4 protein-coding genes are annotated in these 12,217 nt (G+C 61.9%); all 4 read right to left on the reverse strand.

Features of this window, described 5'->3' with window-relative positions:
- Positions 1–14: 14 nt before the first annotated feature.
- A complete protein-coding gene (locus tag AC1DZU_RS21935) occupies positions 15–665 on the reverse strand; it encodes a hypothetical protein (protein ID WP_477288262.1) in 651 nt (216 codons plus the stop codon).
- 36 nt (positions 666–701) lie between these two features.
- Complete coding sequence (locus AC1DZU_RS21940; RefSeq protein ID WP_477288264.1) at positions 702–7,157, reverse strand: RHS repeat-associated core domain-containing protein; 6,456 nt, start codon at positions 7,155–7,157, stop codon at positions 702–704.
- Between the two features lie 23 nt (positions 7,158–7,180).
- Entirely contained in the window at positions 7,181–10,021 is a 2,841-nt protein-coding gene (locus tag AC1DZU_RS21945; protein ID WP_477288266.1) for a leucine-rich repeat domain-containing protein, read from the reverse strand.
- Between the two features lie 64 nt (positions 10,022–10,085).
- A complete protein-coding gene (locus AC1DZU_RS21950) occupies positions 10,086–12,206 on the reverse strand; it encodes an RICIN domain-containing protein (protein ID WP_477288268.1) in 2,121 nt (706 codons plus the stop codon).
- Between the last annotated feature and the right edge of the window lie 11 nt (positions 12,207–12,217).

The following is a 12,217-nucleotide window of genomic DNA, read 5'->3' on the forward strand; positions in this document are numbered from 1 at the left end:
TACGTTCTAGCCGCCTACCGCAGATCCAGCTGCAGCAGGCCGCTATAGTCCTCCGTGGTCAGGAAGAAGCCCTCGTCGATCGCCTTGGCCTTGAAAGCAGAATCGTCGCGCAGGTCCCGGAATTCCGGCTTCAATGTGCCTGACGCGTTGAAGTAGTGATCGCGAAAGGCCGCCCGGTTAAGCTCGGCATAGTCTCCACCCTTGCCTGCGACCGTGCAGGATTTCAGTTCGGTTTGGTCGGCGGCCTCCGCCGGAAACGACGCCCTCGCGAAGTCCATCGGCCCGATGTCGGGGGCAATGCTAGTCGGATACTTTGTAATGCACCGGACCGTTCTATCCGCGGCCGCCACCTGCAGATCGAAATAGGGGGGCCGCAGCCCCTTGGCCGCGAGGTAGGCGAAGGTCCGTATGCGGTTGGCCGCCTTCAGCGCGTCAAGGTCCGTGGTCTCAAGCGCGGTAGCGCCGATCTTGATACTGCTGGAGCCGCTGATCGCGAGAATCTGCTGCTCCAGCCAGGCCCGATCGCGATCGATCCAGGCCAGGAAGTCCAATGGCACAGCAGCCGGCGGTCGAACTTCCTCGCCCATCGATTGCGTCGAAACTGTCGCTGCGGTCATGAGTGTGACCCCGGCGAGAATGGCCGGAAGCCATCGGTTCTTGAGCATGTCATGCCTCCATTCCTCTATGGCGACCAGCCACCACTAGTAGTTGTTGCGCGGCCTGATACCGAGCATGTCCCGCAACTGGTTCTCTGTTATGTCGTCCGTCCGCATCGTACCGCCGACTCCGACGGTGCGAGCTTCGGCGTCAGGGGCTTTGTATGGCTTGCCGTCGACACCGGTATAGCGGACTTCTGCCATGCCGGTGTCCTTACCGGCCATCATGTGCGTGGCGTGAATCTGTTCGTGCGCCAGCACGATACCCGGATCTGCCGGCGCATCGAGCACAACTTTGCCCGTCGACTTGTCGAATTCATCCGAGGTTCGAGTTCTCGCTGTCGCCGGGTCATACCTGATGACGACGTCCCCGGCGGTCGTCTCCGGGTTGGTTTTCGGATCCTTCACGTCGGCTTCAGTGTGGCCAGCGACATTCGTAATCGTGGTCGTCTGCGGGTCGTCGATCACCCGGCGCGTGAGCTCGCGGCCCGCGTCGAACGAATTCGACCCGGTAACGAAGCTCTTCACGTCCAGCCAAACGCCATGCAGGAAGCTTTGCGACACTTCGCCGGTCTTGCTGTCGACACGAGCAGTTGGGTCGGTTCGCTGTAGATCTTGCTCCACCTGGCGTTTGTAGGCAGCATCGTCGGCCACGATCTCCTTGAGACCTGTTGGGTCGACGAAGGCCATCGGGTTGTTGTTGGCGTAGGCGAATAGATTGCACGACGTTGGGTTGCTCGTGCATCGCTCTGGATCACCGACATACAGCGGATCGGGCGAGATGAAGCGTCCGAGCGCCGGATCGTAGTATCGGGCACCATAGTAGTAGAGGCCTGTGTCGTCATCGAGATACTTGCCGGTGAAACGATGATGGGTCTTTTCACGCGGCAGGTCGGCCGCGACATCCGTCAGATGCGTCGCCCAGGCGGGAGACAGCATCTCGGGCTTATGTTCCGTGCCGTAGGCTTTGTAGAGCATCTGCTCGACCGGGACGCCGTCTGAAGCAATGACGTAGTCGCTGCTCTCAATGTGATCCTTCAGGTAGTAGAACCACTTGCCTGTGCCATGTTCCAGCCGCACAAGCTTGGAGTCGGCGATGTTGACGTAGCTCTCCTCGCCTTTGGGGCCGATTTCGAACGTCTCGACCGGGTAGAGATAGAGCTGTTCCGGCCCATTCGTCGGCGTCACCTTCTTGTAGAGGCGACGACCGGTCTGGTCGTAGCCGTAGAGCACTTCGTTCGTTGCCGTCTGCGCGCGGATCAGCCGTCCGTTGATGTCGAACACCGTCCCGGTCAATGTCGGCGATTTTGCCAACTGCGCGAATCCGTCGAAAGCATAGGGCTTTGCCGCGGTTCCAGTCGGTATGAGCCCTGTTGCCGAACCAGTCGCTGGCGCGATTGGCGCGCCAGGTTCCAACTCGTCATTGCGCGCGAACGTTCCGGCGGGTGAATAGGCGAATTCGGCCGGCTGGCCGTAGCGATCGATGCGGACGAGCTCGTTCTTGAAATTGTAGTGGAACGTTCCAGACCGGTCGACATGCCCCTGATCGCCCGCGCCTTGCGGCAGTCCATCGACGATCTGGGTGATCGATCCATTGCCGTTGAAGGTCATGGTCAGATCCTGCAACGGCTTGTCTCCGGCCTGCGTTACGATGTGGGTGAGGAACAGGGTCGCCGGATCGTACGACATCTGCGTGAATGCGCCGAGGCGGTAATCGACCCGCTCGATGCGCGACTCGGCATTGTAGGTGATATTCTCGATGATTTTTTGGGACTCCGAAAAATCGGGATGCGTGACCGTCACCGACCGCAGGTTCTTGTCCGGCCCCAGCGCGAATTTCGACGTCAGGCCGCGCGGACCCTCGGACGAATCGATGCGTCCGTCGAGCGTATGGTGGAAATGGTCGGCGTATTTCGCGCCGTTAATCTCCACTTCATGCGTCACCATCCGGCCGTTCCGGTCATACGCGTAACGCTGGATCGCATCGAACGCGCCGTTGGGATCGTGAATGGTAATCTGCGTCGTGTCTCCGAGCGGTAGATCGATCGGCGTGTCGAAACCGGCCGCGGATGCGACCTGGACACCTCTGTCGTACTGATATTCGAGGTGAAGGACGCCGTCGTTCACTTCGGTGAGTTTTCGGTTGAGGAAGTCGTAGGTGTAAGTCTGGATCGAGCTTTCGCCATTGGTTCCCACGCGAGCGATCACCGACTGCCTGCCGCGCCCGTCATAGAAGGCGTATCGGTCGCCCATCCCGGGGATCGCCTGGAATTCGATATCGCCGACCGAGTTGTAGATAAGCTTCCGAGGCGTTGCTTCGCCTGGTAGCCAGATCTCGCTCAAATAGCCAAATGTATCGCGCACAAAACGGGAGATATGTGTCGTACCATTGCCGTCGGTGGCGACGAAGGCAGTCACACCATTCTCGTTGCGCAAGGAGTACTCGCCGCTGTGAACGGTGCCGTCGAACTGATCATTGTAGGTTGTGACGGTGTGCGTGCCCCACGGACCGAAGTCCATGTCGGATATCTTTCCCGAAGGGTGGGTTTCACGGACCATCCGATCGGCTGCGTCGTAGGTGTATGCGTTGCCGACTTCGTGATCCGGGCGCGGAATTTCGCCAAGATCGAAAACTTTTTGCAGGTTCAAGTCGTCGACCCCGCCGAAGCTCTTCACCACGAAGGGCGTCCAGCGGAAGACCTGCTTCGCGTTTCGGTTGTAGAGCGAGAAATGGAACACCCGCACGCCGCCTTCCGCGACGTTCTCGAGGTCGGCGATCTTCTGGCTGCGCGCATCATAGGCGGCGAGATCGGCTATGAACTCGCTCTCTCCCTCCGGTGTCTCGGCAGCGCTCGCGTAGCGCCGGCGGGCGGTCAGGATCAGCGACGGTCGTCCATTCTCGCCGATCTTGTAGGTATAGAACTTCTCGGCGCCGTCTGCGGCCGCTTCGCGGGTCTTGCGTCCGAGCGCGTCGTAGCTGGTCGTAAGGACCATTCCCAGCGGGCTAGTAGTCGTCGCGACCGCACCCTGCCGCGGGCCGTCGTAGGTCATCTTCGTCGTCTGGTCGAGTTCTGCTGCGACACCGGACGGCTTGGTGTGGCTAAGCAGCAGCGTGCCGGTGGCGTCGTAGACCGCAAGCTCGGTCGTTCCGAATTCGTCGGCAACCGAAATGCTGTTGCCGAAAACATCATAACCCATCGTCTTCGCCAGCTTGCGGCTGGCGCTGCGGAACTGCTCCAGTGCGGGCGGCAGCGCGCCCAGGCCTGAAAGGACCTCAAGCGAGCGCGATCCCATCCTGCCGCCGGAATTCGGCAGGTAGGTGAAGCTCTCGCGGCTGAGCAGCCGCGTCCCGGCGAGGATACGCCGCTCGGACGCGGCATTGACGATGCCGAGCGCCGCGAGATCGGTGCGCGACTGAGCGTAGTCTGTCTGGGTCGTGCGGCTGAAACCGGGAACTGTAAGGTTTTCCGGGCCAGGGACGTCTCGCACCCGGACCGTCTCCGACGCTGCCATGTTGAACGCGTCGAAGTCGGCATAGGACTGGGTCTTGACCGGATCCTTGCATTCGGGATCGGCCGGATCCTGCTGCTCGGCCTGACCTGCGGATTCGGTCAGCGTGTCCTTGACCTTCCTCAGATAGGACGAACCGTCGCCACGCGAAAATGCCTCCCATACCGACGATTCGCATTTCAGCATCATGCCGGTCGTCGGCAGCTTCTGGCTGCGCGTAGCGGTCGACAGCGAGTGCAGCGCCGCCGCTGACGGATCGAGCGTCTCGGTTGTCTCAGCGCTCGCGACGAGCGTCGCCTCGGGCTTTACTTCGTATGTCTTGCGGATCTTCAGCTTGCCGGCAAGGTTCAGGTCGGCCGCCCTCTCCGCGAAGGTGTAATACTGTTCGCGATCGAGGCGGGAACGCTGCGTGACGCGCTGGCCGGCCGCGTTCTCATCGCCGTAAGCGACCTTCTCGACCTCCGAGAAGCCGATGAAGCGGCGATTGATCACGTCATAGAAGGGATTGTGGTAGAAATATTCGTCCGTCTGCACCTGGGCGCGAACCTGGCCGGGTATGCCCTGCGACGTGACGAGTTGCTTGGCGACGACAACAGGGAAATGCAGGTTGCGCGTCGGCTGGCCGTTGGCGCGGTCGCGCAGCATCTCGTCGATCGAGGTCGCATAGCGAATGTCGTGCCGGCGTCCGGAATCGAAGTCGACAACCGTCAACAGGTTCGCTTTGACGAGTTGCATGGTTGCGGTTCGGTTGAAGTCGATGATGACGACGGGCTTCACCTCGTCACCGGACGGTTTCTGGAACACGATGATTTCGGTCTGGCCGTCGCCGTCGATGTCGGCGACGCGCGAGGCGAAGGTCTGTGTCGACGTGCCGAGTTGAACCCGCAGATTGAGCGCGATGCTGAGCGGATCCTTCAGGTAGGTCCCGTCGCCGAAGCCGAGCCAGATGCGCATCTGGTCGGTGCGCTCGCCCATCGACGCGAAATCGATGATGCCGTCGCCATTGGCGTCGATGTACCACATCGTGGCGAGGTTCTCGCCGGGCTGCATGCCGCCAATCTTCGAGAAGGTGCCGTGACCGCAGACCGGATCGTTGATCGCGGCGTCGCCAAACAGCAGGGCATTCGGGTCCGTCGAGAAGATGTTGCCCTGGTTTTCGTAGAGGCAGAAGCCCTGGTCGGCTGGACGGATGACGACGAGATCGGGCAGCCGGTCGCCATTGATGTCGACCATCCGCACGTTGTTGCGGCCGAGTATCTGGCCGTCCTGGCTGTTGAATGGGAACGCCTTGGTCAGCGCGCCGAAATTGACGCTGTAACCGCCATCGGGCTGGCGCCGGGTGAGATTGAGAAATATCCGCCATTCGGTGCGGCCATCAGCGTTGAGGCGCGTCGTGACGATGTCGGACAGGCTGTCCATATTAACGTCGGCGAAGCGGCCGTTGCCGCCCGCGAATGTCGTCGGCGAGACGCCGGGCAGCGGAATCGAGCGGCCGAGATAAGGGAAGGTCCCATCGGCCTTGCCGTCATAGACGTGCATCAGCCCGTCTTCGATTTCGACGATATCGACGAAGCTGTCGCCAAGGATGTCGGCAAAAGCGAAGCGATTGTCGGTGAGCCGGGGCGCGATCTGGCGCATCAGTCCGGCCTCGGTCGGACGCGACAGCACGAGTTGGGTGGTGTCGCCGAAGGCGCTGTTCAGGTCGCCGCTGCCGAGATGCACGGTCGCGCCGTCATCCTTGGTCTGCACGATGTCGACCAGTGCATCCATGTTGAGGTCGGCCAATTCGAAATTCTGAGGGGGGATGTCGCCGGCGAACGCCATCTTCGGCGCTTCGAACACGACGGGGCGCGACGCCAGTTCGGCGCTTGTCCACGACGAATAGCCGAAATTGATGTCCGGGAACTTCAGCGTCGATTGCGCCAGAGCCCCGCCGCCGGTGTCGCCATACCGATAGAGCACCCGCAGTTGGTCGAGCACATTGACTGACTGCGTGTCGATGAGCGGCGTCAGGTCTGCCTGAGCCTTCGCCAGGCAGTCCGGATGCGCTCTGACGACGAACTTCGAGGTGTCATTGGTGTCACGGCCGACATATCCCATGCACCATTGGGCGTAGACGGTGTCCTTGAATTTCGCCGTCACCTTGCCGTAAAGCCGGGCGTTCTCCTGTTTGCTGCCATTGGTGTGGCTGACGAGGGTCGATTGCGTCTCGATCAAGTCGAACTGGTAGCTGCTCTGACCGCCGGCGAAGCTGGCCTTTGTCAGGTAGCTGCGTCCACCGAAACGCTGGTAGTCGTAGCGGACGGCTTCGCGGTTGGCGTTGAGCTGCAGGACCAGCGGCCATTTCGTCACGTAGGGCTTGGCTATGTCGAAATTGCCCTCCGCCACGGAGGGATCGCCGCTGAAGATCAGCCGCGTTCCATCGGCGTTGGTCACGTCGAAGCCGGAGGGGATGGTGTCGGTGTGCAGGCCGCCTGACAGGTCGAGCGAAACGACGTCGAACGCGCCGGTGTGATAGAGAATCTTGACGAAATCCTCGGCGTATTCGGGCTTGTATTCCCAGACGCCGTTCTGGTTTCCGAGAAACACGAGCCGCGTGCCCATGTAGGACAGGCGGGAGAAGAAATCGCCGCCCGGCTTGGTGCCGGGCACGGCCGTGCCGAGATCGTCGTTGACGGCGATCTCCTGGGTGTTGAACCGCCAGCCGATGCCGAGCCCGTTGCCGGTATCGCCCGCGAACTGGCTGTAGGTGAGGCTCATCTGCGGCCCGAACTGGCCACGCGTCGGCAGGGTTGGTAGTGGCAGGCTGAAGTTCGCCGATCCCGTATTGTTGTTCAGCGAGAAGCTGCCTTCCTCCTGCGTGACGGTGCCGCCCGCGGCGGGCAACTGCACGATCGATGTCGCTGATTTGTCTTCGGCGCGAGCCGGGGAGCCGAGTACTGCGGCGCCAGCGGTCAGGGCTGCGAGGGCGGTAAGGGTCTTGGCGAACATGGGACTACCTCCGGGTGCAGGCATTACTGGTGAATGAGCGGGCCCACGATGACGTGGGGCTGGAGCTGCAGGCAGCTGGGACGCGGACAGACGACCAAAGGCTGGACGGCAATCTCATCGAACACGTGAATATTGACGTCCCAGATGCGCGGCGGCTCGCGCTTGCAGGCTTCGGCGACTTGCGGGGTGAGCGGCTGCGGGAACGAGCAGATCGGATTGTTGCCGAGATAGGACTTTCCGATCACCGGATGAACGTGAACGAAGTTCTCGATCCGGTTGCCTCGCAGATCGACGATCGACAGTGCCGGAAGCGAGCCGAGCGGCAGCGCATTGAAGACCCGATTGTTGCGCAGATCGACATTCGACAACGCCGGCATGTTCGACAGATTGCCGACGTCGGTGATCTGATTGTCGTTCAGATAGATGTATTTGAGCCCGCTCGAGCTGAAGCGCGGGATCGCCGACAGCCGGTTGGTGGCGAGGTTCAGTTTCTGGAGTCCCGTCAGCGAAGCGATCGGGGACGCGTCGGTGATCACATTGTCGAACAGGTTAAGTTCTCCCAGCGCCCGAAAATGGACCACGGGGTTGACGGCGATGATCGACTTCTTGTTCAGCGTCAGGCTGGTCAGTGACTGCGCCCAGCTCTGCGCAGCGCTGCAGTCGGCGCTATCGACGTGATCGGCCTGCATGCGGCTGTCGAGTGCCGCCATGAAGCCTCGCGCGTCGCCGAGCGCGATCGAATCGAACCGGTAGACGATGCAGTATTCAGCGAAGCTGGCGTATTGCAGCGGCAGGTTGCGCATACCGGCGTCGTCGAGCAGCGGCAGGTCGGCCAACGGCGTCACGGATTGCACGTGTGTGTTCGAGAAATAGAGTTTGGTCAGTTTGTTGAGCATCCCGATGCCGATCAGGTTCGACACGGGATTGCCGTCGATGCTCAGTTGTTCGAGGCGGCGCAGTTGCAGGACGCCCTGGATCGAGGGGATCTGGTTGTTGCGGATCCAAAGCTTCGTCAGCCCCGGTATCGCAGACAGCGCCGAGACGTCGGACAACTGGTTGTCGGACAGGTCGATGGAGATGAGATTGGCCATCACCGGGAAGAGCGAGACGCTGGTCAACCCACGGTTCTTCGCGTCGGCGAACTGGCGTGAATTGAGATCGTCGTAGGCTTTGCCGCAGGCAGCCTTGCCCGAGATCGAAAGCAGCGCATTCACTTCCGTGGCTTGCGCGGGAGTCAGAAAGTCAGTCTGGTTCCGCATCAGGCATGCCGACAGGAAGTCGGTCGCCTGCACGGGATTGTCGGAAAGATCGAGATTGATCAGGCCCGACAGCGCTGCCAGCGGCCTGACATTGACGATCGAATTCTTTGACAGGTTGAGTATGCCGAGGTTGGTCAGGCCGGAAAGCGGCGCGACGTCGGTGATGGCATTGCTCGACAGGTTGAGCGAGGTGAGTTGCGGCAAGGTCGCGAGCGGACGCAGGTCGCTGACGATCTTCGACGAAAGGTCGAGCGCCGTGGTTGCCAGCAGATTGTTGCCGACCGCGGCGCACGTGCCGCCGCCCTCCAATTCGACCATGGCGCGGATGGTCTGCCCAAGCGGGGTCGGCGCGTCGCGATGCAGCACGCACAGGTCAACGAAGCTCTGCCCGCCGTCCGAGACGATTGGATTGCCGCTGAGGTTGATGGCCAGCGTCGAGGGGAAGCTGCCGAGATTGGCGAAGGTCTCGATCTTGTTGTTGGCGAGGTTGAGGCTGGTCAGGCCGCCGAGGGCGCTGAGCGGATCGAGCATGTCGCCTGTCAGTCCATTGTTGGCGATGGACAGTGTCGAGAGCGCCTGCAGGAATTGCAGCGGCTCAAGGCTGGCGATCTTGTTGTTGTCGAGCGTAAGGTTGGTGAGCAGCGCCAGCGCCGACAGGGCGCGGATGTCGATGATGTCGTTGTCGGAGACGTCGGCTCGCGTCAGCGCGATGAGCGGCGCCAGCGCGTTGATGTTGCCGACGTGATTGCCGGAAATGTCGAGGAAGGTCAGCGTCTTGAGCTTGGTCAGCGGCCCGAGGTCGGTGATCGAATTGTCGGCGATCGACAGGCTCGTGAGGTTCTTCAGCACGGCAATCGGCTCGATCGACTGCACGCCCTTGCCGTTCAGGTTCAGCGTTGTGATCGATTCCAGAAAGGCCTGTGCCGCGGCGCAGGCGGCAGGGTCGCCGAGCGCCGAGACCCCGCCGGGCGTTGAATCGAGCACCGCCATCACGGTCGCGGTTTCAGCCGGCGTGCGGTCGCCCTTGACGCACCACTTTGCGAAGGTCGTCGGCTTGTCGACCAGCGGCGCGCCGGAGAGGCACGTGATGGTGTGGATCTTACCGGCGAAGAACGGCGTTGGGTCGGCGTTCAGAGCCTGGTCGAGATTGAGCTTCAGCTCGGTGACCAGGGGCGCGCAGCTCGGAATGTAGAGCCGGTCGGAAAAAGTCGTTGCGCCGAAGTCGGAGGGGAATTGCAGGTAGTAGACGAGGCCGCTGCCACTATCGTGCGCGAAAACCTTGATCGGATATGTGTCGCCCGACGGGCACAGCAGTGGATTGGCGGCGGGATCCGCGGCGACGATCGCGCTGTCGACGGCGGTCAGTACCTCCGAAGGAACCGTCGCGAACCCAAGTCCGCGGATCACCGCTTCCTCGTCCGCCTGATCCTTGCAGCGGATGCGGTAGCCGCGCCCGTCCGAGATAAGCAGCGGATAATGCAGCCGGTTAGCCTCCAGCCCCGGATCCTCGAACAGCACAACCTTCGGCTCGTCCGCGCGGGCCGGGCCGGTGCCGGCGGCCACGATCATGACCACAACAAGGAGCAATTGGGCGATGCGGTTCATCGGATCTCTCCTTTCGAGCTCAGGCTGATCGATGCGGCTCAATCAGCCCGGGCGACTGGCAGCACTACCTCTCGTCCGCCGCCTTGATGGTCCAGTAGCCTGACGGATCGCGGTCGCAGGTGAACTGAAGGGCCGGGATGTTGTTCAAGTTGCTCACTCCGCCGGCAATGGTCAGGCACTTGCCCGTCTGGGCGTTTTCCGCCTGAACGCCGTCGCGCGTCTCGACCAGGTTCCAGCGGCGCGAAGGGTCGCTGTCACAGTTGAACTGCAGGGCCGGGATGTTGTTTTCGGTGCTGATCCCGCCGGCAATCGTCAGGCACTTGCCCGTCTGGACGTTCGCCACTTGGAATCCGTCGCCTGTCTCAACCAGCCTCCAGCGCTGCCATTGACTGCCGTTGCAGTCGAATTGCACCGTCGGTGCGTTGTTGTCGGTTCGTCCTTCCGCGACCGAAAGGCACCTTTCGGTTTGTCGGTTCACCAGCATTACCTCGGGGTCAGCCGCCCGGATGCTCCAGAAACGCGACGGATGGCGGTCGCAGTTGAACTGGAGGGCAGGGACGTCGTCGTCGGTGCTCTCCCCGCCGGCAATGGTCAGGCATTTCCCCGTCTGCACGTTTTCAGCCTGGAAGCCGTCGCCGGTTGCGGTCAGCTTCCAATGTCGCGATGCGTCCCGGTCGCAGTCGAATTGGAGGGCAGGGACGTTGTTATCGGTGCTGACCCCGCCGGCAATCGTCAGGCATTTTCCGGTCCGTACGTTCTGCAGCTGAAAACCATCATCCGTCTCGACCAGTTTCCAGCGACGCCACTGGTCGCCGTCGCAATTGAACTGGACGGCCGGGGCGTTGTTGTCGAGGCGCCCCTCGGCCACAGCCAGGCACTTGCCGGTCTGCATGTTTGCCAGCACCACGTCGCCTTCCTTCACTGCCGTGATGCAGGCTTCAAAAATCTTGCCGGAGGCCACGGTCGATTGCTCGGGTCGACTGATACAGACCGGATTGCCGTCCAGCGATGGATTGAATGGCAGGATGGCGCTGACGGATTGCGCCGTGGCCAGGCGGTTTGCGCGCAGGTTCGGAGCGGCGAGTTTGGTCAGGCTCATCAAGGGACGCGCATCCGTGATCCGGTTCTTCGACAGGTCAAGCGCGGTGAGCTCTTGCAGAAACCGTAGTGGCGACACGTCGACGATCTTGTTGCTGGCCAGAACCAGCCGGGTCAGCGCCCGTGCCGAGGCGAGCGGCCGTAGATCGGCGATCTGGTTGGAGCTGAGGTCGGCCTCGGCCAGATCCTTCATCACCGCCGTCACGCTGATGTTGCTGATCCGATTGCGCGACAGGTCGAGGAACGTAAGCTTGGTCAGCTTTTCCAGGTCGCGCATGTCGGTAATTTCATTGCCGGACAAGGTCAGGCTCGTCAGATGGGTAAGTGTCGCCAGCGGCTCGAGGTTTGTCAGCCGTCGCCCGGCGAGGTCGAGCGTCGTGCTCGACGCGAGAAAATCCTGTGCGCTTGCACACGCCACCGGATTGCCAAGGGCCGCGGCGCCGCCGGGTGTCAGGTCGAGCAGTTGCTCGACCGTCGCCTGTTGGGCCGGATCAAGGTCATCCTTGATGCACCAACTGACGAAGGTCGTCGTCCTTCCGACAACCGGCGGCCCCGCAACGCATGCGATGGTATGGACCTTTCCGGCGAAGAATGGGGTCGGGTCGGCGTCGATCGCCTGATTGAGGTCGAGCTTCAGTCCCTCGACCAAAGGCCCGCAGCCGGGAATGTAGAGTTGGTCGGAAAGGGATGCCGAACCGAAATCGGTCGGGAACTGCAGATAGTAGACGATGCCGCTGCCGCCATCATGCGCAAAGACCTTGATCGGGTAGTTCTCGCCCGATGGACACAACAGCGGATTGGCGGCTGGGTCGGCCGCGATGACAGCGTTGTCGACGACTGTCAGCACTTGCGAGGGGACGGTGGCAAAGCCCAGTCCGCGGATCACCGCTTCCTCGTCTGCCTGGTCGTTGCAGCGGATACGGTAGCCGCGACCTTCGGAGATGAGCAGGGGATAGTGCAAGCGGGTGGCGTTCAGCGTCGGGTCTTCCAGCAGGACGACCTTCGGTTCCTCGGCGCGGGCCGGGCCGGCTTGGATCACCGCGAGCAGCGCCAGCAGGTGGAGCAGCAATCGGGCGATACGGTTCATCTGCCAATCCT

Source organism: Mesorhizobium sp. P2_A12, from assembly GCF_056405075.1.